Genomic DNA, 21334 nt, shown 5'->3' with positions numbered 1-21334 from the left:
TGACTTCACATTAAACTTTGTTCCCAGCACTTCTACCGAAACATCATTAGTTAATTCAACTATAAAGGGCCGTTTGGCATCTTTTGCAACCTCACAATAGGCTTCCCCTTCTAAATATACCTTCCTTAATTCGCTTCCAAACTGAACTGGGTATCTGAGCTTTGACTTGGAGTTAAGCCAGATAATACTACCATCATCAAGTTGCAGGTTAAACTCGCCTCCTGCTGGTACAACTAAAGTGTTATATTTATCGACTTCTTTTAGAACTGTAGACTTTATTGGTGAATACTTTATTAAATTATCACTTGTGATGATTTTTGTTGAATTATATTCGTTAATGGTTGTATCGCTTATTTGTTCCAGATTCACGTTGGAACCATCACTCAAAATAAGTATAGCCCTGGCACTACCTGGCTTAATAACTTGTTCTTCTTCCACGTAAAAATCATTAAGCACCAAATGGGTTAATGCTGAAACCATAATCAGAATTGAAGCTGCAACGGAAATCCACCTTTTAATATAAATATCACGACGCATAAACCTTTGTTTAAAAGTCTTCCATGCTTTTTCACTATCTAATTGGTTATAAATATTTGAATGGTAGACGGACGAGGAGCTGATCTTCTCATAAATCGCTTTGTTTTTTTTGTTTTGCAACCAATCTTCAACGTCTTTTGCCTCTTCATCATTTGTCTCTTTTATCAATGATTTTGCAACCATTCGAGCCATTCGATGACATTCTTGTATAATATCCATGATTCTGATGTTTCTATATAGGTAACCCATAAGTTTTTAATTTCGGTGACAAGCAAACTGAAAAAAAATAGATTTCTTTAAAAGAAAGAATTACTCTACAGGAATAAATTAGTATTCTATTAGATACTCATCTAACTCTTTATCTGAAATCCAAAACTCTTATTAAATAGATTATACAGTTAGTCTGTATAAATATTTAATTTATATCGATAAAGAATAGCCCAATATAGCTTTCTTACGGTTAGGTTTAATTCAAAATGTAAAATTCTATAACGTACTAAGCAAAGTGACTAAGAACAAATGATCTTTTAATTTATTATTTAAATCCTTTAATGCTCTTAATTTATGTGTCTTTATCGTATTCAATGAAAGGTTAGTTTTTTCGGCTATCTCAGGCAAGGTATAGCCTTGAAGTATGAAGTCTATAACTTCTTTTTGTCTATCAGGCAAACTATTTATTGCATCATAAAGCAATCGATTTACCTCCTCTTCGATAAGCAGATCTTTAAACTCTTCTTCAGAATTCCCTTTATCTGCAAGTATACGATCCCGATTTTTAAGATCGCGCTTTATATTTATTGTTTTATTTCTAACTGAAGTATATAGAAAACTGATTAATTTATTTCCATTCTCAAATTGCTTTCTTCGCTGCCATACTTTGTTAAAGATCTCCTGAACAACGTCTTCAGCTTGCATCACTTCAATAGATTGTCGAACTGCAAATGATACCAATGTAGGATACAATTTGTTAAAAATATTCTTTAGGGCCTTTTCACTGCCGTTTTTAAAACCAGTAAAATCTTTTGTATTAATTTCCATTGGAGTGTTTGGTTGTTTGTCATTGCTCCCCAAAAATAGAAATTATTAACAAATCTTCACACTAATTCACTAAGCTTTAATTCACTAACGCTTACATATTAAGAATTACAGAATACAGACCAGCAACAAAACGCATATTCAAAAACTAAAAAGAGCGTCATTTAAGATACCTGTATACCTAAATTTCTATCCATTAAAGTTATTAATGACATCCTAAATCAATTTAACTAATTATTTGGTGTGAATAATTGTTTACATCAACTATTTAGATAGCATCTATTTATGGTTTTAAAACCTTAGTTAACGCAGCCAGTACGGTATTTCATCCAAATTTTCATTCCATTTTTTAGCCCGTTGACTGTAAGCATTGAACTGCTTACTCTGCTCCGTTGGTTTAAAAATATCTTGTGGTAAGTGCGCTCTATATTCCTTGATCACTTTTTCGTATTTTGGGTTATCAGCAAGATTAGTATTTTCGTTGAAATCGTTTTGGCCGTCATACAATTCTTCTGTACCATCATAATAACGGATATAGTGCCAACGTTCGCCCCTGATAGAATGACTGCCGTATGAGTATGAAGTAATGGCTGGTATTGTTCGTTTTATCTTAACATCTTTCAACTGCGGAACAAGACTCACTCCATCAAAGCTATTCTTACTATTTAATTGACACAATTGATTTAATGTCGGATAAATATCCAATAAGCTGGCAGGCTGGTGACACACCTCTCCTACCGGGGTCACTCCAGGAACCACCCATATCATTGGACTATTAGTCGACTCCTGCCATAGTGTATTCTTACGCCAGCTGCGTTTCTCACCTAAGTGTTGTCCATGATCTGACCATAAAACGATAATCGTGTTATTGGCATACTTGCTCTTCTCCAAAGCATCTATCAAACGTCCAACCTGATCATCTAAAAAGCTTACGCATGCCATATAACCCTGTACAAGTTGCTTCCTATATTCCGGACCAAGTTCACGCACCACCTTTTCATTACTTGGTTCAAAAGCACCATAAGCCATTGCCTTACCGTAGGCTGGTATGTCCTCCATTTCACCTTCAACTTCTTCAGGAACTTTTATTTTGTCGATAGGATACATATCAAAATACTCTTGCGGCGCTGTATATGGTACATGTGGACGCACAAATCCTACTCCAAGCATAAACGGTTTGTTATAATTGTGATTTAAGCGTTCGATCGCCCATTCTGCAGTTATTTCATCGGGCATTTTTCCAAAGGGAAGATCATTGCGATCAATTGGCCCGGCACATAAAGAATGTCCTTTATAAGTTGGATTATACTTCTTAATTGGAGAACCTCCTTTGGGGAAAGGGTAAAAATCAATACCATTATATCCATCACCATCCCTGAGTAATTCATTACTTGCACAAAAATTCCTGATTAAACGTTCATCCCATAATTTTTGCCCAGGATGTATTTCTTCAATGTGATGACAAGCATGACCTTCTATTTTTCCACACCCCATTGTATGGTATCCGTTCATACGAAATAAAGCCGGAAGTGCGATAGCTTGTTGCCATAATTCTTTATTAGCAACACCACTGGTATTTGAATAGCAGCCTGTACTAACAGCACTCAAACCTGTCATCACACCCAGACGTGAAGGCGTACAAACGGGAACATTTGCATGATTATTTGCAAAATAAACTCCTTTGGCTGCCAATCGATCAAGGTTTGGTGTTTTAATGTCAATATTACCCTTGTCTTCAACGATCCCAATCCAATCATTCAAATCATCAACTGAGATAAATAAAACATTTGGTTTAGAATTTTCCTTTTCTTGTTTATTTTCCTCTATTCCACAAGCCACAAGAGTAATAGCCATTGCAAAATATATAGCTAAAAAACCTGGTTTTATTTTATTCATAATCATTGCCATATTCTATTTAGAATTAACCGTAGGGTTTATTTTATTTGGAGCTTCATATACTTGCTGTAAAAGTAATCTTCCCTGTATTTAATGACGGTCATAATTGTACAATTTTGGTCAAATTCATCCAGAATAATCTTCAAATAACAATACCAACGTCAATAATGAAGCCATATTCTCATATAATGACCTTTCATTTTATTTACAAATAAGACTTCCCAAAGAACCGAATACAATTCCAATTATATGAGCAATGTATTTTTGTACCCTTTTCGACAGACAAAAAGACTATACTTGAAAAATTTGTAGGTGCTTGCGTGATCAATGTAACAATTGCAAAAACTAAAAAAATGTATTACAAATATATTGGACATAAGTAGGAAAAACCACTCCATAATGAAGAGTAGTTTTGATATTGTTGGTAGTGGTTATTACTGCGCAATTACACCATCTTCATCCCAAAGATCCTTCCAAGTGGTAGCACCTTCCCAAAGGAAAACCTGGCCTTTTACCAAACGAGAACCACACTCACAACTTTTTATCGAAGCAAATTCTTCATCAGTTAATGAATCCTTAAAAGATGCCTCAAGATTTCCTAAATATTTATGTGGATGAATTGAAAATGGAATGGTTATCTGACCATTTTTAATAGCCCACATAATACAGACAACGGCCGGATGAATCCCCCTTGCATCAGCAATGGCTTTAATTTCAGGTAACTCAATATCAATGGCATCACCTTTCGCTTTATCTCTTTCCGGACGATTAGGTGAACCAATTGGCATGTAACCAATAGGTTGTATATCTTTTTCGAGGCAGTAATCATATAACCCTTGCTGCTGAAAACTGGGATGCATTTCCATTTCGTTAACAGCGGGAAGAATACGCATTAACGACAATGTTCTTTCAAACTTCGGAATTGTCATATTCGACGTACCAATATTACGTACTTTACCTGCCTCAGCAAGCGCTTCCATTTGTTTCCAGGTGTTCATAAAATCCTCCACAATAAAAGGTTTAGAATCCGGATTACGTGCATCACCATCACAACCAGGTGCATGATAATTTGGGAAAGGCCAGTGAACAAGGTACATATCTAAATAATCGAGCTGAAGATCGTCTAAACTTTCCTGACATGCTTTCTCTACTTCATGATGACGATCATTCCATACTTTACCAGTGATAAACAATTCCTTGCGAGTACACACACCTTCTTCAATTACCTCTTTAATGGCTTTGCCAATTTCTTTCTCGTTTCCATAAACTGCCGCACAATCAATATGACGATATCCTAAACGAATAGCATCCTTTACTGCATTGCCAACTTGCTTATGTGTAAAACGGTCTGAACCGAAGGTTCCCAAACCAATAATGGGAATATTATCACCAGTACGGAGTACCTTGTATGGTACATCGGCCGGATTGACAGCTGTATATTGTTTTGTTATTTCTGACATTTTAATAAAGCTTATTGCTATTAGCTCATACCAATAGCTTAGTTTACATTTCAATTATCTAATTTCCTCGTCGTAAACAACGGCTACTTTACCACATTTACCACCATTCATTAGTTCGTAGGCTTTATCGGCATCTTTTAATTCAAAACGATGCTGTACCAATACCTCAGGGTGAAGATTCCAACGAACTAATAGCTCTATTAACTCTTCCATCCTCCATGAATTGGTTACCCACGATCCATGAATTGATATCTGATCGTGAATGATATCTGGTGACGGATTAAATTCAACAGTTCCTCCTTCTCCAATCATTACGTTTTTACCCCATTTGCGAGTAGCACGGATAGCTAATTGACGACCATGTGTGTTACCTGAACAGTCAACTGTCTTTTCGAAACCTTCGCCTGAGTGAGTTTCTGCCACTACTTTATCTAAAGTATCAGAGCCAGCTACGTAAACAGCATCTGCTAAACCTAATTCTTTAGCGATATCGCAACGTTCTTGAACCGTATCAACACCTACTACTTTATTTGCTCCTAATGCTTTAGCCAACATTAACGCTGCCAACCCTACAGGACCAAGACCTACAACTAAAACAGCATCTTTACCAGATATACCAATCTTTTCCAGTCCTTCGTATACTGTGCCGAAACCACAAGCCACTTGAGCACCATCTGTATAGGTTAATTCATCTGGTAAGAGTATACAATCTTTTTCATCTGCCAAGATGTACTCTGCCATACCACCATCGCGCTGCCAACCATATGCCTCACGTGCATCACTTGTACATGAAATCATATAACCACGACGACAATCGTTACAAACTCCACACCCCGATATGTGATAAAGAACAACACGATCTCCTTCCTTAAACCTCTTCATATCAGTACCACACTGTACAATCTGTCCACATGGCTCATGTCCAGCAACTTTATTTTGGTAAGCCTCAGGACCTTTACCAAGGTGCTCGCGATAAATGGCACGGATGTCACTACCGCATATAGTAGAAGACTTCGTTTTTACTAAAACCTGACCGGGACTAGGAGTCGGAACCGGTACTTCTTTAAATTCAACTGTACTGTTACCAGGAAGGTAAGCTGCTAACATGGTTTTTTTTGCTTCTGACATAATTTCTAATGTTTAGAAAATAAGTGAATATTTTTAAAATATTAAAATGGATTAAGGTGAGTGACCTTACCATAATTAAATAAATTTCAATAATTTAACGTTTAAAACTAACTTGCGTAAAAAAATTGATTACACTCTCAAATTCAAAACCTCATTCAATATGAGTGAAATAGCTCCTTTAACAGCTGCCTCATCACCTAATTGACTTTGTAGTAATTCAATATCACGATTAGGTTGCTGTATTATCTCTCGATGAAAAGCAGTCCTTATTCGCTCTGTAAAGAACGAACCTGAATTCATTACTTTCCCTCCTAATACAATCGCTGCCGGATTAAACATGTTAGCTACTGAAGCAATGGCAGTTCCAAGATAATCGGCCGCTTGATTAAATAAAAACAGGGCTAACTCATCTTCTTTGCGAGCTAACGCTGATATTGTCTGAGCAGAAATCTTTTTTAAGTTATTAAGACCTGAATCCGGATAAAACTTCAACTTTTCTAAAGCTATCTCCGCGATTCCCCTTCCTGAAGAGTAACACTCCAAACAATCCATCTTTCCACATGAGCATTTTAATCCTCCTGCAACAGCTACATTGATCCTGTTATGTCCAATCTCTCCAGACATTCCATCAAAACCATAAAAGGCCTGACCATTCACGATTATTCCCGAGCCAATGCCATAACCAACATTTATAAATATAAAGTCCTTACATCTTTCACCAATGCCATACATTAATTCTCCCTGCGCCATTACGCGCGAAACATTATCTACTATAACAGGAACATTAAAATGCTCAATAAGAGGCTTCTTTATGTCGACGTTTTTCCATTTGAAATTAGGAGAATATTCGATTATGTCTGTCTTTTTATTTATGAATCCGGCAGCTGCAACACCAATGCCCCTTAACTTAGAGACATCTACTCCAGACTTTAAAATCAACTTCTCTACCAGGTTAATGACACGCCTCATATCTGAATCAAAACTATCTGTTGCTTCAGTTTTAACATCTGACGATACCAATACATCTCCGTTGAGATTGGCAAGAACAGAATAAATATGTGTTCGTCCCCAATCTATACCAATGACATAACTTGCTTCTCCGTTGAACTGAACAATAACAGGCGGTCGTCCACCCTTTGACTCTCCAATACCAACTTGTGAGGCCAACTTCTCTTTGTTTATCAAGCTATCTACAATACGAGTTATAGTAGGTGCACTTAAACCAGTTTGTTTTACAATCTCAGCCCTTGACATCTCGCCACTCTCTCGGATGAGATTTAATACTTTAATCTTATTCAAGCGATTAATATACTCTGCACTGCCTTTTGGATAATTTGAATTCATGCCACATCAATACTTTCTAACGTTACGAAACTATATACTATTTTCCAAATTATCAAATGTAACGTTGACTTTTTCATTAACATTGATATGACGGTTAAAAATATAAAACACTGATTCTTAACTCGTATACACGAAATTGGCAATTACTAACGATAAATAGGTAGCTACAATTTAAAGCACCTAGCTTCTGAGTTATTAATGGTTACTCCCAAGCATAAAGAGCAAAAGGGGGAACAATTCAATACTGGTTTATTAAATCATAAAATTCTTTTCAACGTACTGCTGAAATTTCTCACGGTACATTTTACTAACGGGAACAATTACATTGCCATCGAACTTGATGTCACTGCCTTCTATCTCTGTTATTTTACTAAGGTTAACGATGTATGATTTATGCACACGCATAAATTTATCCAAGGGCAGTTGTTCCTGGAGTGATTTTAAACTTAAAAGCGACATGATGGGTTTGGCATTTTCCCGATGAATACGTACATATTCACTCATACCCTCGATATATCTGATGGTATTTAATTCAATACGTACAATTTTATATTCTGATTTAATAAACAGAAACTGTTCATCAGCTTTTATGCTTTTCATTTCTTTGTTGGCATAAATCCACTTCTTTGCCTTCTGAACGGCTTTAATAAATTCCGGATAATCAACAGGTTTTAATAGGTAATCGACAGCATCCACCTTAAATCCTTCTACAGCATATTGGTCGTATGCTGTTGTAAAGATGACTGTGGGTTTATAATCCAATTTTTTAACCAGTTCAATACCTGATATATCAGGCATTTGAATATCAACAAAAATCAGGTCAACCCTATTTTCAGAAAGGTAATCAATGGCTTTAACCGGATTCACGAAAGTGCTTTTCAGTGATAGAAAATCTGTTTTTTCAATATGCTCTGCAATCACGTTAATGGCTAACGGTTCATCGTCTATTATTACACATTCTAAGTTCATTTTAAAGGAATTTTAAGTTCGACAATGAATGTTTTACCATCGTTATTGATTACTAAACTATAACTGTTTGGAAACAATAAATCCAGCCGCTCCCTGCTGTTTTGCAAGCCAATGCCACTAAACTCATTATTTTGGCCATTTGACTGATTGATGCTGTTTTTGCAGGTAAATTTCAGCGTATTACCAGCAATTTCGAAAGCTGTATGGACAAAACTTTTTTGCTGATAACTGATCCCATACTTAAAGGCATTTTCCAGAAATGATATATATAACAAGGATGGAATTTCAACATCATCATAATTATCCGGGATATCAAATTTAATCTCCACATTATCATCGTACCGGAGCTTCATTAGATTTATGAAGTTTTCAATAAACCCAAACTCTTTGCTTAACAGGACATTTCCTGTTTTATTTTCGTACAATAAAAAACGCATCAGCTTCGAAAGCCTCATTACCGCAGTTCTGGGTAATTCATTTTCGCTTCCTATCAGTGAATAAATGTTGTTCAGAGTATTCATGAAAAAGTGAGGGTTAATCTGATGCTGAAGCATATTCAATTGCACCTGCGCATTTTCATTTTCCAGACGAATTTTATCCTGTTCGTTCTTATAATAATGTTTCGAATATATTAATCCGGTATCTACTACCACAACCATCAAAGAAAGAAACAACAGGTTAGCATAGGGAGGGATAGCAGGCTTTGGTTCTGACGCCTTTCCTTCCCTTTTACCACGACGTTGTTGTTCTTTCTGCTTATTATCATCAAATCGAAGAGGGCGTTCGTGATCATTTGTCTTCTGTACTGTATTATGAATATTTTCTTTGGGCCTTGGTGGCTTATTATCACGCTTCCTATCACGCGGTACTTGGTCGTTCTGATCGTAATTACCCTTTGTGGGACGATTGCTTTGCTGCTCACCTTCTTTCCGAGGAGGTTTCTGTTGCTGTTCTTCTGGCTTTGGAGAACGATTGCTTCCTTCGTCACCTGATCGTGGAGGACGTTGATCGTGTCCTTCTCCCGGGCATGGGGGGCGATTATCCTCATTATCACGACGTGGAGGCGGCTTCCTGCCGTTTTTCTCATCACGACGCGGAGGATGTTTCCTTTCCAGTTCTCCCGATTTAGTCTGCTGGTTTACCTGTTTTTCTTTATTCTTTGTTTGAAAACCGAACTGAATCTGTCCTGGAGTCACGACCGACGCCAACATAAAATTGGGTTGAAAAGTGGAGAGCGATTTCTTTCCCGAAGATACTCCCTGCGACCTCTTATTTATTTTTTTGGTTTGCTCGTATGAATAATAACTTAGAGTAATTATACTGATTAATGCAACTACACTTGCTAAATAAGTCATATGCTTCTTCTTAAGAAGCAGTTTGGGAACAAGAATCCAATGGTTTATAACAAACAAAGGAATGAGCAAGATGTAATCCAACCATATTTTACTAATCTTCTCCCACTCTGCATCAATATTACCTCGTACAAAAATTACCGGTAATGCAAAAAGAAGGGTTAGTAAAAACACTAACAGTAACCAATCTATATTTCGTACGAGCCAATTTGTTTTGAACATATAAGCAGAAACTTAAAAGCTTTCAATTCCTTGAAAGCTTTTGAAGATACATATTTTACTTAAATAAAAAGTCGGTATTGCTGATTTCAGGCATTGCAATGGGTTCGGAATATAAAAAGGCACCAACCGGGTCAACATATCCAAGTCCATCACCTAAGGCCAATATCTGTGCTTTTTGATCTTCACTTAATGATTGATAAACTTCTGAGAAACACGTGGCATACAGGTAAATTATTTCACCATCATATTCGCCATAAGCTTCCGACAGGTTCATCACAGCTGATTCATCAGCTATATCATCATCTAAAAACTTGCGTAATTCAATGGCCATGGCTTCCCTTGTATCAACCAGTGATAGGAGGGCTGTTTTTTGCTCCGTAACAAGCTGTGTAAATTTAGCATACTGGTCATCATTTAAGATATTAAAGAAGTTTTTACCCGCATTTGCTGTTAACTGTTCATCAATGGTATAATTGGGATTACCCATAGCCGGCCAGTCTTTTAAGTAAAATGAACCAAAGTATGTTCCCTGTCTTTCAGGACAAAAATAGACATCAGCTGTAACCGAACCTGCATACCAGGTATATATTTCACTTGCGTAAGTCATCACTGCAACATTCACGTCCTTATCCAATCCTTTACCTTTCAATTGATCGTCAATGTTTGATGGCCAGTTGCCAACACCTTCCAATTCATACAGGGCTTTAATAGCTAGCTTTTGTTCTGTTGAAAGCGAACTAATCACCTCACCGAATAATTCTGCGCGTTTGTAACTTATTTCGCCGTCAATCTGATATAATTCGGCCGAATACTGCTGAATGGCATTCTTATCCAAACCCGTTGTTCCAGCAGGTAAATCACTCTCCAACAATCTGCGAAATGCTTTACACAAAGGGAAACGTTTGTAGGCATATTCGTTGATCAAATCTATTTGTTCATGTGCCCCGTCAATAAATATCTGGATCTGTTCCTCGGTCAGAATATTTAAAATATTGTTAGCAATAAGGGTTACAAAACTGGTGTTGTGTCCTAAATTAGTCTGGTCATTATCCCTGAAGTATTGAAAACCATTATAATCAGCCACCTTGCCTGGAGGTAAAAAAGTCTGTGCCCCCAAATCACCAACCATAAACCCCAGGGCATCAAATGCAATGGTATTTCTCTGAGCCTCGTCTGATACTGTTTGCTCTGAATTGTAACGAGGATTGGTAAAGGGCTCGCCTGTAATTTCTGTATCTGCAACATCTTCGGGAACTAGTTCTTCATCATCGTCGTTTGAACAGGCAACCTGGGTTACCATTAACAATCCTAATAATGCCAATGCTGCAACCATTCGCATTTTATTTACAGCTAATATTTCCATTGTTGTTTTCATGATTATAAGATTTAAGTTTTAACAATAAAGTGCTCTCTTTTAGTTTCTTGATAGTAAATGTACCTGAATAAACAGTGCGATTTTTAATGAATCAGTGACATGACCGAATGAATCAGTGAATGACAATCTTTATTCAGTAAGTGTTTTTTTGAATACACTATTATGGGTAGTGATAAATATGGTTTTCTCTTCTTCATCAAGCACATGAACGTTGGTAATAGTGCCTTCCACTTCGATTGTACCTGTTAGTTGCGAAGCCGCGTTAAAGATGTACACATGCTTACCGGCTGCATAAATATTTTCTTCTGCATCAATGCTTAAACCATCAGCTTGAATTTCTGCGAAAACCCGTTTATTGGCAAAGGTTCCATTGGGCATTATCGAATAGCTATATATTTGGGATGCCCCGTAATCAGCGATATATATTTCAGTCCCGGCATGATTACCAATGATGCCATTGGGTTTAAGCAAGTCGTCTGTTACTTTCAATATCTCATTAGTTGAAGCCAAAATACAATATACATGCTCTCCATCTTGTGTTTGTGTGCCATTGAATATAGGGTCGGTGAAGTAAATATTGCCGTTTGGAGCAACCCATACATCATTGGGTTGATTAAAGGGCTTACCGTTATAAGTATCTGCCAAAATGCTCTCTTGATCATTGCTATTGGTAAGTGTGATGCGTTTGTTATCGCCCTCGCAAACAATTAAGTTCCCTGAGTTGTCGAAATAGAGGCCATTGGCGCCACCTGAGTTTTCTTTCAATACCTGCAATCCATTTGTATTGTCCCAGGTATAAATAAGGTTTGCTTCAATATCAGAGAAGTAAAGCATTCCGTTGGAATAGGCAGGACCTTCTGCAAACTTCAGATTGTTTGCTATTTCGGTTAATTCCAGGTTACCTGGAAACAATTCCTCTTCTTTCTCGCAGGCCATACATACTATAATCAGCATACAGGCCATCATGTATTTTATAGTTTCTGCGATCATCGTTAATTGATTTGACGTGAATATTGTACAGTTAAGCTTGTTGAATCGAGGGTAATAGCTTCCAGTTCATTCATTATAAAGCCATAATCAACTTCTGTTAATGGAATATCTATTTCAAGCACTGAAGAAAGTGCGTATAAGGTAAAGATATATGTCTTTTCGCCAGGTCCCTGTGAACAAGGAGGTGCATATTCACATAAACCGTTAACCGTATTTGTTCCCAAATTGCCAATACCTGAAACATTACCAAGCAATTCAATGACATCTGCCGGAATATTATACAAAATCCAATAGCAATGAATATCTTCCGGTGCCTCGTGTGACATGATAAGTGTAAATGACTGAACATCCCCCGGCGGATTCTCCCACTCCAGTGGCAAGATAATACCTTCTCCATCGCAAGTGTAGCGTGAAGGTAACATGTTATCATCACCTATTTCCGAACTTAATAATGCAAATGCTTTCTCTTCTTCAATTATTGGTTCGTCATCTCCGGCACTGCAAGCAAAGCCGACTGGAATCATCAGGATGATAGCCCAGATCCATATTATCATTTTCGATTTCCTGTTCATAGTTGTTCTGTTTTAAATGCTGATTTAAAATTATGTGTAAATCACATTGCTTTTTTTGAGAATCAACGCACGCAGGAGTCAAATCAGTGAAAGTAACAATGTAATCAGTGAAAGTAAAAGTTGGAATAACGTTAAACGTGCTAAGTGAATTCAATTGAACATCACAATAGCCTCAACCTTAATATCAATTCAGATTCAAGACTTAACTCATGGTTAAGAATCAATTATGTCTTACCTAAAAAAATGATCGAAAGTGACTCTCTTACCTGACGAATAATTTTTCTTCAATCACATTGAATAAAGATTGGTTGAAATAAAGCCTATTCCTATTTGAAGCTTTAAATACCTATATTTTCACTCCTAACATCAAGATATCATCTGTTTGATCAATACTTCCTTTCCATTCGACCAAGGCATCATTAATCATCTGTTCCTGCACGGATATTTTGTGCACTGATACATCGAGAAACAGTTGCTTTAGGCGCTTTATGGTAAATTTCTTTTCATGTTCTCCTCCGAACTGATCCTGAAAACCATCCGAATACATATACAAACAATCTCCTTCTTGCAGAATTAATTCGTGTTGAGTAAAGTGTGAATCATTATGATGCGATATTCCCAGTGTTTGCCTTACAGGTTTAATAAAATTGAGCTCTCCCTGCCGAATATGAACCAATGGATGGTAAGCCCCCGCATATTGTAGTTGTTTAGATGTTTTATCATAACTGCATACAGCCATATTGATACTATCATAGGCAAGCGATTCTTCAGCCGTCTGCCTTAAAGAACGGATAATACTACGCCGCATTTCATTTAATATTCTATCTGGCCTTGTTATATTATTTTCAAGAATAATGGAGTTTAATAATGAAATTCCTAATACGCTCATAAATGCACCTGGTACTCCGTGGCCAGTAGAATCAGCAACAATAAAGATAGTTTTATCACCTTTTTCCGCTGCCCAATAAAAATCACCACTGACTATATCGCGAGGCTTATTGATAATAAAACAGTCTGGAAGCAATCTAGTCACATCTGACAATGGTGTAACAATAGCTTGCTGGATATGACTGGCATATTCAATACTGGCAGTTATATCTTTATTGGTTTCTTTAATTAAGTTACTTTGTTTTTCTATTTGCTCTTTTTGAGCAACAATCTCAGCTGTCCGTTCATTTACTTTATCTTCAAGCTCCCTATTTTTTTTCTTTATAGTCTCTTTTTGTCCATAAATGGCAAACACAACTATAATGAAAACCAGACTAATTACCCCAACATAAAACCAAGGAGATTTCCAAATTGGTGGTGCAATGATTATTTTAAGACTTATCTGATTTGCCGACTCAACACCATCACCATCAATTGCTTTAATGATCAAATTGTATTTACCGGTGGTCAAATGAGGATATTTAATACTTGTCTCGTGTGTAACCTGAGAATGTGAATCATATCCATCCAGCAGATATTCATACCTCATTAAGTCAGGTTCTTTTAAGCCAACCCCTAAATAGCTAATTTCAAACTTGTAACTACCAGGTGTAAGAGTGATTTTATCTCTTTTGCTAATTGGCTGATCATCAATTCTCAGATCAGTGATATTCAATATTGGAGCTATCGATTTATCAGTAATTCTATGGTCATTGATTTTGAGAATTCCCTTATTAAAACCCATAAATACAGAATGCTTATTGTCGGAACAAGCTTTATTTACTGTAAAATGATACTTCTCATCAATATCAAAAGTCTTATCTATGGCTTTTGCATGAAACTTCTTCGTATTCACTTCACTGATACCTCCTCTATGTCCAACCCATATCGACTCTTTTCCATCACTAGTAAGCGAATAACAATAATTGGAGAACAAGCCATTTTCTGTTGTCAAATGAATAAGCTGAGAAGCTTCAATTTTAAAAATTCCGTTTCCTAGTGTACCCACCCAAATGTTGCCTTCTGCATCTTCTGTAATGGCATTAAGAACAAACTGAAGATTAGCTGTTGGGAAAGGTATCTTACGAATTTCTCCGTTCTCAATTACAGAAAGAGTATTACAAGATGTGGAGATCCATGTTCGATCTTTTGTATCCTGATAAATAAACCTCACAAAATTATTTGGTAACCCACCTTGACTTATGGAATACCAAATATGAGCATTATCTTTCATACTAATTTTGCACGCTCCCTTTCGGGTTCCAACCCATACCTGATTGTGATTCCCGGATATCGTTGTTATGGAATTTTCAAGTTTTCCTGTATGTATCAGAAATTTCTCGGCTGAATTAGTAAGCTTGTTAAAGCGATAAACACCTTCTTGTTTATATCCTAACCAAACATACTTTTCTTGATGAAAAAGAGCTGTAATTTTATCTTTTGGCAAACCTTCTGCATTTGATTCTGTCAGCTCACCTGTTAACTGGTTAACTTTTAGTAATCCTTTATCAGTACCAAGCCAATAGTTCTTCTCATCACAATCCATAGCTTGAACTGCGTTTCCAATCACATCTTTTTTAAACAGATGGTAAGAATAATTTTTTACCAGGATTTTACTCAGTCCGCCCCCATAATTACCTGACCAGATAATCCCTTCTCTATCCTGAAAAATAGTTTTCACATAGTTTGACGATAGTCCATTTGACTTGGTAAGATGTGACATCAATACAGCCTTGGAAGAATCAGTAACCTGAAATTGAAAGAGTCCCTGTCCAAAAGTAGCAATCCAAAGTTTTCCTTCATTGTCAATGTAAATGCTTTGTACTCCATCCAGTTCATGCTCTGTATCTATTTCAATTTTTTTGACAAGGAAACCAGGTTCGTTTTCATGCACAACGTATATTCCATCACTTTGTGTAGCTATATAATAACATTGTTCTTGTGTGTGCTCAACAATATCAGATATCATCGTTTCCGGTATGCCTTTAACCTTTTGATCAAAAACCATCTCTCCGGCTTTATCAAACCTATTAACTATTAAACCATCATCAGTACCAATAAGCAGTTTCTCATTGTTTGTAAGCTTAATTGTTGATACCGATGCCGCATGTTCCGGGTCTAAAGCGATCGTTTTTGTCTTATTATTCTTAGGTATTGAAATGATACCACTTGAATAAGTGCTGGCAAGAATGGTTTCATCTAGTCCCCACTCAATATCTGTAATCTTGGTTTTATCAGGCATATCAACAGGAAGTTTCGTAAAATGGTTTCCTGAATAAAGTGTTAAACCACCATTCATATGTCCATATAATACACCGTTTTTAGTCTTATGACTGCAGGTTATAAAGTTACCTGACAAAGATTCTGCAATTGTATAGGTGCGAAAACCATAACCGTCGTATCGAGTAAGACCATTACCCGTACCTATCCATAAATAGCCAAAAACATCCTGGTTTATGGTGTAAACATAAGGCTGAGGCAGCAAATCTCCACTTATATAATTTGTGACATGGTGATTCTCAGCACTTGAAAAGTGAGGTATAGCTAATAAACAGAAAAGCAAAAGTTTCCAAGTCATTAGTCCATTATCTTTTACAACCATATGGAGCCTTTTAATCATCAACTTGAATCATTTGTATTTTAGGGTTATAAACAGGAACTCCTCCAATAGGTATAACATAAAATGGTAAAGAAACTCCATACTGATTTTGCACAATGACACATACATTATTATTCTCAACAAGTTGACTTTTATTCTTAATAAACTGGACTTCAATGGATGTATTTTTCTCCTCTTCAGTTATCGGAAATTCCATAACAGACCAATCTCCTTCTGAAGAAACATCGCATAATAAACCATTCTTAGCAACTGAGATAATGCGTATTTCACCATCATTGTCCCAATCAAAATTTAATACTTTAACTGATGTAGCTTTATCATCTACATATGGATATATCTGTGATACGTGTTGATTATCATTAGCCAGTCTGAAGGTATATTCATAGGTAAAAAAGTTACCTCCTTCTACCTCATTATTGCCATTGGGTATGGTGCTCAAAAAATAGCGATAAAGATTACCATCATCGCCCGATACTCCATCAGCAATAATTTTAAATACTCTTCCTCCAAACTTCTCTACATATTCTCCTTCAAATGGATTAAATGGACCGAATGTATACCAGTTATTATCATACTTTACTTCGTTGCCAAAGGTTTTAGAAGCCATTAATATGCCACTTTTATAGTTCTTTTCCGGGTTTATTCCCTGTGCATCTATATTTGACCAGCAGCCATTTCCACCAAATACCATAAATTTAACCTTTGTATCATATTCTCCTTTTGGCTCATCAAACTCACCACCTGTTCCCGGATCAAATATTCGGATATAAAATGGTTCAACCCGGTCGTGGGGCACCAAACAAAAGAATGTCTGACTAAAATCGTCATCGCCCCAATCTGAATCTGAATTTTTACCGAATGTTACCAAAAAAGGTATGTTTTCATCAGGAGCTGGAACAGCTTGGGCTGATAATTGATGACCACAACAATAGAGTCCAAAGAATATGATCAGATACTGAATGATTTTGAACTGGCTTTCTTTTGTGAATGTCAGATATTTTAAAAGCATATTATTGAGGCTTGGTTATTACTATTCGTTTTGTCACACACTCTTTCGTTGCAACTTTATTATTATTTAGACCACTAACACCTAGCTTAACTATGTACTCACCCGGTTTATCAAAGCTGTGTATTGCTCTACCCTCTGACTGTTCAAATCCCTGTCCAAAATCCCAAAAATAGGATTCAACGTCTATGTGAGGTAAATTGGTCATGCTTCCATCAAATACGATGGGTTCATCTAATTGTGCTTCATTAACTGAGTTAATATAGCCTTGTATCCTATTCTTCAGATTAAAGGTATATGGTTCCGGATTATTAATAGTATCACCGCTCTCTGGATTAATCACCCGAAGCACAACTGAGTAATCGCCCTGTTCAGGGAAACAGTATTTTACTTCCTTGCCTGTAAGCTTAATCCCATCTCCAAAATCCCACTCATAAACTACTTTAATCGAATCATTAGTGAATATTCGTTCATCAAAAAACTTAAAACAAAAGGTGTTTTCTTTCTGTTCCTGGCAATTATCAAACTCAATAGCTTTTCTGTGAAAAGCATAAATATCATCATTATTTGCTCTGTTGGACGAAAAAAAACCGGAATTCAAATTATCACAGGTGATCAGAGCAAAATCATCAGCCGGAGAATTAATATTGCCACTTAAATGAACTGGCGTACACCAATGCCCCTCTACTTCCATTGTATAAAAAATGTCTTTTCCTCCTAATCCCTTATGTCCGTCTGACGAAAAGTATAGTTTTCCGTTCTGGGCTATGTAAGGAAAAGATTCGTTAGCATGAGAATTGACTTCGGGACCAAGATTTACAGGTGCCTGCCACTGATTATCAATAAAGTCAGAATAATAAATGTCGAGTTGCCCATAACCGCCAGGCCTGTCAGAACTAAAATATAAGCGTTTCCCATCTGACGTTAAGGATGGAGTAATATTTGAAACTTCAGGACTGTTAAATATAAATGGTTTGTCACAATCGATCCATTTGTCACCATGTCTCTCTGCAAAGAAAAGTCCCATCGGATTTACCTGGTTCTTTGATATGTTGAGAATATTTTTTCGATAAATATTACTTGAGTAGCATAACAGGCTGTCATTATTAATAAAAGTAGCCGGACCGTCATTTAATTGCGATGTCAGCTTTTTGCTAAAAAACTTCACATCTCTTACTTTACTGCTTGTAGCATTGTTGATATAAAACATACTCATAAGCGATTTAGAATCATTCCGGTATGTAATTAAGGATGGATTCTTCCTGTCTGAACAAAAAACAAGGCCATTATTGTAAAAGCTGGGTGCATATTCATGATATTCTGGAAGGCAAAAAGATAATGAATCAATTATAAACTGATCAGATTGTGCTTTCACATGTAGCATCATAAATAACCATAAAACAAAAAAGAGAAACGACATTCTCATTTGTTTTATTTCGATCCTCATATTTTTATCCAAAACATATAACATCATTTTAAAAATCTAATTATCGTGGATTTTTAGCTATCAATTCATAGTTAAACACATACTTGAGTACAATCTCATGCGATCCTCCCAGTTGATTAAGAGCCGGATTGGTTTCGAAACTATATAACCAGGCAACTGTTGCCTGATTATTAATCCAGTAACGAAGCATGCTCGTAACAGTGCCTTCAGTGTTTACCGATACTCCTACACCCAAAGTTTTATAAAAATCAGCTAAAGTGTTAAAGTTAGCTCCCAAACCTGTAGCTGAATTATACCTTAACAAAATCGAAGGAGATATTTTTATATTATCAATTTTTCGGATATCATAAACCAAACTATAAAATACCTGATTGGGAATTGTGTAATTTGATGAGTTATCACTATCTAGATTTATATTCATGTTGTTTGAAAATAAATTCATAAATGACAAGCCTGTTAAAAAGTTTCCAGATCTGTAACTAATACCTATTCCAAAGCGAATTGAGAAAATCGATTCACTGTTGAACGAAATGCTTTCATCATCTGGGTCACTGGCGACAACATCTTGCCAGCCATGTTCTGATTGACTCAAATTAAAAGAGATTCCCAGGGATAAAGTTCCTCTTTTGAATTTAATTCTATAAGCATAACTACCTATAAAGCTAAGGTCCTGTTGAATTCCGTAACCCACCCTGTGCAACTGAAGACCTAACCCAATGCGCTCTGAGTTAAGTGGTGTATGAATAGCCAGAACTTGTGACTCCGGAGCTCCATCAAAACCAATCCACTTTTTCTTTCCTGATAAGGTAATACTCAATGCCTCATCATTCCCTGAAAAGGCTGGGTTGATTACAGCATTACTTGCGATATCATAATCTGTTAATTGAAATTGATCAAATTGGCCAAATACTTTAAGATGAATAAGCAGCATGCCAACCAATATCATAATGACTTTATCTTTTAATAAGTACATAGTTCTTTATTACATGTTGGTTACTGTATTCTATTAAATAATAATAAGTACCTTCTGGTAACGGATCCCCATCCAAACCAATGCCATTCCAATCATTTTTGTAATCAGAATTTTTATATACAACCTTGCCCCGACCATCAAACACAACAAATTGAATTGGTTCAATCTGATCAATCAAATTAACCAGGAAGTATTCATTCTTTCCATCCCCATTTGGAGTAATTATAGTCGGATTAAGAGTTTCTACAATAATACTGACCATATCACTATCACTGCAATATCCGTTTGTTACAGTCCAGCTTAAAATATTCTCACCAATACCGAGATTCGAAATATAGCTGTTAGGCGTATTATCATAGATATCAGCTCTTCCACTAATAATACCCCATTCTCCATTTTCACCGGATTTTAAAGATGCTTCAAGCGTTGTGCTATTTATATTCTTAATAATCTGGTCTTTTCCTGCAAAAGCTGTCGGAATTTCAATAAATTGAATCGTAACAAAGCTATCGTAATCTGCACAACCGCCTGTAGTTTCCGTCCATTTTAAAGTATATGTACCATATTCGCTAACGGTAATTTCAGTATCAGGAGAAGTTATGCTCATAAAGCTAACTGTACCTGTCCCCTCACTTTTACTCCACATACCTGAACCACTCGAAGTGTTAGCATTTAAAGTATAGGATAATCCGCAAGTAATTGCATCCAAGCCAGCATTGGCGTCAGGTTGTTCAGTAAAGATGATGGTCACAGTGGCTGAACTTGAACAACTACCACTGGTTTCTGTCCAGGTAAGTTCATAAACTCCATATTCGCTGACGGTAATGTCTGTACCCGGATCGCTGACACTGGTAAAATCAACCTTACCGTTTCCACTTTTCTTACTCCATAGGCCTGTACCGACGGAAGTTGTGGCATTCAGCCTATAAGACAGTCCGCAGACAGTAGCATCGGTGCCCGCATTGGCTAACGGCGGTTCGGTTAAGGTTATAGTGACGTCAGCACTGCTTGTGCAGCCATTATTGTCTTCTGTCCAGGTAAAGGTGTAGGTGCCATATTCACTGGCAGTAATTTCCGTACCTGGATCACCGACACTGGCAAAGTTAACGTTACCGCTACCGCTTTTCTTGCTCCATGTGCCGGTTCCAACAGAAGATGTCGCATTCAGCGTGTAGGACAATCCGCAGGTAGAAGCATCGGTGCCGGCATTGGCAACAGGCGGTTCGGTAAAGGTGATGACAACGTCTGCACTGCTTGTGCAGCCATTATTATCTTCTGTCCAGGTGAAGGTGTAGGTGCCATATTCACTGACGGTGATCTCTGTACCCGGATCGCTGACACTGCTAAAATTGACGGTACCGGTGCCACTTTTCTTACTCCATATGCCTGTACCGACAGAAGATGTCGCATTCAGCGTGTAGGACAATCCGCAGGTAGAAGCATCGGTGCCGGCATTGGCAACAGGCGGTTCGGTAAAGGTG

Annotated in this window: 16 protein-coding genes; all 16 read right to left on the bottom strand. The window is 36.8% G+C overall.

All coding sequences use genetic code 11. The annotated features are described in order from the left end of the window. Positions 1–756 (bottom strand): FecR family protein (locus AC4MRQ_RS11295; RefSeq protein WP_491197783.1); only part of this gene is annotated, 756 nt, incomplete at its 3' end. Positions 757–1023: 267 nt separating this feature from the next. Continuing rightward, positions 1024–1575 carry an RNA polymerase sigma factor gene (locus tag AC4MRQ_RS11290; protein WP_491197782.1) on the bottom strand — a complete coding sequence of 184 codons (552 nt, stop codon included), beginning with the start codon at positions 1573–1575 and terminating at the stop codon, positions 1024–1026. Positions 1576–1875: 300 nt separating this feature from the next. Further along, positions 1876–3468, bottom strand: a complete 1593-nt coding sequence (locus tag AC4MRQ_RS11285; protein WP_491197781.1) for a sulfatase — start codon at positions 3466–3468, stop codon at positions 1876–1878. A gap of 434 nt (positions 3469–3902) precedes the next feature. Continuing rightward, on the bottom strand, positions 3903–4928 hold the full coding sequence (locus AC4MRQ_RS11280; RefSeq protein WP_491197780.1) for an aldo/keto reductase: 1026 nt from the start codon (positions 4926–4928) through the stop codon (positions 3903–3905). Positions 4929–4982: 54 nt separating this feature from the next. After that, the gene (locus AC4MRQ_RS11275; RefSeq protein ID WP_491197779.1) at positions 4983–6056 is read right to left on the bottom strand and encodes a zinc-dependent alcohol dehydrogenase family protein; all 1074 of its coding nucleotides are present in this window, start codon (positions 6054–6056) and stop codon (positions 4983–4985) included. Between the two features lie 129 nt (positions 6057–6185). Further along, positions 6186–7400: an ROK family transcriptional regulator gene (locus tag AC4MRQ_RS11270; RefSeq protein ID WP_491197778.1), complete on the bottom strand. Its 1215-nt coding sequence runs from the start codon at positions 7398–7400 to the stop codon at positions 6186–6188. A 252-nt stretch (positions 7401–7652) separates the two neighbouring features. Then, the gene (locus AC4MRQ_RS11265; protein WP_491197777.1) at positions 7653–8369 is read right to left on the bottom strand and encodes a LytR/AlgR family response regulator transcription factor; all 717 of its coding nucleotides are present in this window, start codon (positions 8367–8369) and stop codon (positions 7653–7655) included. Next, positions 8366–9943 (bottom strand): histidine kinase, encoded by a 1578-nt coding sequence (locus tag AC4MRQ_RS11260; protein WP_491197776.1) that lies wholly within the window; start codon positions 9941–9943, stop codon positions 8366–8368. The genes AC4MRQ_RS11265 and AC4MRQ_RS11260 overlap by 4 nt, the downstream gene beginning before the upstream one ends. Positions 9944–9998: 55 nt before the next feature. Further along, positions 9999–11318, bottom strand: coding sequence for a hypothetical protein (locus AC4MRQ_RS11255; protein WP_491197775.1), 1320 nt, complete (start codon positions 11316–11318; stop codon positions 9999–10001). Positions 11319–11447: 129 nt separating this feature from the next. Continuing rightward, positions 11448–12308 carry an SMP-30/gluconolactonase/LRE family protein gene (locus tag AC4MRQ_RS11250; protein WP_491197774.1) on the bottom strand — a complete coding sequence of 287 codons (861 nt, stop codon included), beginning with the start codon at positions 12306–12308 and terminating at the stop codon, positions 11448–11450. A 2-nt stretch (positions 12309–12310) separates the two neighbouring features. After that, the gene (locus AC4MRQ_RS11245) at positions 12311–12880 is read right to left on the bottom strand and encodes a YbhB/YbcL family Raf kinase inhibitor-like protein (protein WP_491197773.1); all 570 of its coding nucleotides are present in this window, start codon (positions 12878–12880) and stop codon (positions 12311–12313) included. 346 nt (positions 12881–13226) lie between these two features. Beyond that, a complete protein-coding gene (locus AC4MRQ_RS11240; protein ID WP_491197772.1) occupies positions 13227–16409 on the bottom strand; it encodes a ligand-binding sensor domain-containing protein in 3183 nt (1060 codons plus the stop codon). A gap of 10 nt (positions 16410–16419) precedes the next feature. Continuing rightward, on the bottom strand, positions 16420–17436 hold the full coding sequence (locus AC4MRQ_RS11235) for a hypothetical protein (RefSeq protein ID WP_491197771.1): 1017 nt from the start codon (positions 17434–17436) through the stop codon (positions 16420–16422). Between the two features lies 1 nt (position 17437). Further along, positions 17438–18853, bottom strand: a complete 1416-nt coding sequence (locus AC4MRQ_RS11230) for a PKD domain-containing protein (protein ID WP_491197770.1) — start codon at positions 18851–18853, stop codon at positions 17438–17440. A gap of 67 nt (positions 18854–18920) precedes the next feature. Beyond that, positions 18921–19853, bottom strand: coding sequence for a PorP/SprF family type IX secretion system membrane protein (locus tag AC4MRQ_RS11225; protein WP_491197769.1), 933 nt, complete (start codon positions 19851–19853; stop codon positions 18921–18923). Next, positions 19834–21334 (bottom strand): T9SS type B sorting domain-containing protein (locus tag AC4MRQ_RS11220; RefSeq protein WP_491197768.1); only part of this gene is annotated, 1501 nt, incomplete at its 5' end. The genes AC4MRQ_RS11220 and AC4MRQ_RS11225, both read right to left, overlap by 20 nt.

This window comes from Carboxylicivirga sp., from assembly GCF_982718395.1.
This window is presented reverse-complemented; position numbering and strand designations above follow the sequence as displayed.

Coding starts and splice junctions, on each gene's coding strand:
- AC4MRQ_RS11290 (WP_491197782.1), bottom strand. CDS start 1,575: ATGGAAATTAATACAAAAGATTTTACTGGTTTTAAAAACGGCAGTGAA.
- AC4MRQ_RS11285 (WP_491197781.1), bottom strand. CDS start 3,468: ATGAATAAAATAAAACCAGGTTTTTTAGCTATATATTTTGCAATGGCT.
- AC4MRQ_RS11280 (WP_491197780.1), bottom strand. CDS start 4,928: ATGTCAGAAATAACAAAACAATATACAGCTGTCAATCCGGCCGATGTA.
- AC4MRQ_RS11275 (WP_491197779.1), bottom strand. CDS start 6,056: ATGTCAGAAGCAAAAAAAACCATGTTAGCAGCTTACCTTCCTGGTAAC.
- AC4MRQ_RS11270 (WP_491197778.1), bottom strand. CDS start 7,400: ATGAATTCAAATTATCCAAAAGGCAGTGCAGAGTATATTAATCGCTTG.
- AC4MRQ_RS11265 (WP_491197777.1), bottom strand. CDS start 8,369: ATGAACTTAGAATGTGTAATAATAGACGATGAACCGTTAGCCATTAAC.
- AC4MRQ_RS11260 (WP_491197776.1), bottom strand. CDS start 9,943: ATGTTCAAAACAAATTGGCTCGTACGAAATATAGATTGGTTACTGTTA.
- AC4MRQ_RS11255 (WP_491197775.1), bottom strand. CDS start 11,318: ATGAAAACAACAATGGAAATATTAGCTGTAAATAAAATGCGAATGGTT.
- AC4MRQ_RS11250 (WP_491197774.1), bottom strand. CDS start 12,308: ATGATCGCAGAAACTATAAAATACATGATGGCCTGTATGCTGATTATA.
- AC4MRQ_RS11245 (WP_491197773.1), bottom strand. CDS start 12,880: ATGAACAGGAAATCGAAAATGATAATATGGATCTGGGCTATCATCCTG.
- AC4MRQ_RS11240 (WP_491197772.1), bottom strand. CDS start 16,409: ATGGTTGTAAAAGATAATGGACTAATGACTTGGAAACTTTTGCTTTTC.
- AC4MRQ_RS11235 (WP_491197771.1), bottom strand. CDS start 17,436: ATGCTTTTAAAATATCTGACATTCACAAAAGAAAGCCAGTTCAAAATC.
- AC4MRQ_RS11230 (WP_491197770.1), bottom strand. CDS start 18,853: ATGTCGTTTCTCTTTTTTGTTTTATGGTTATTTATGATGCTACATGTG.
- AC4MRQ_RS11225 (WP_491197769.1), bottom strand. CDS start 19,853: ATGTACTTATTAAAAGATAAAGTCATTATGATATTGGTTGGCATGCTG.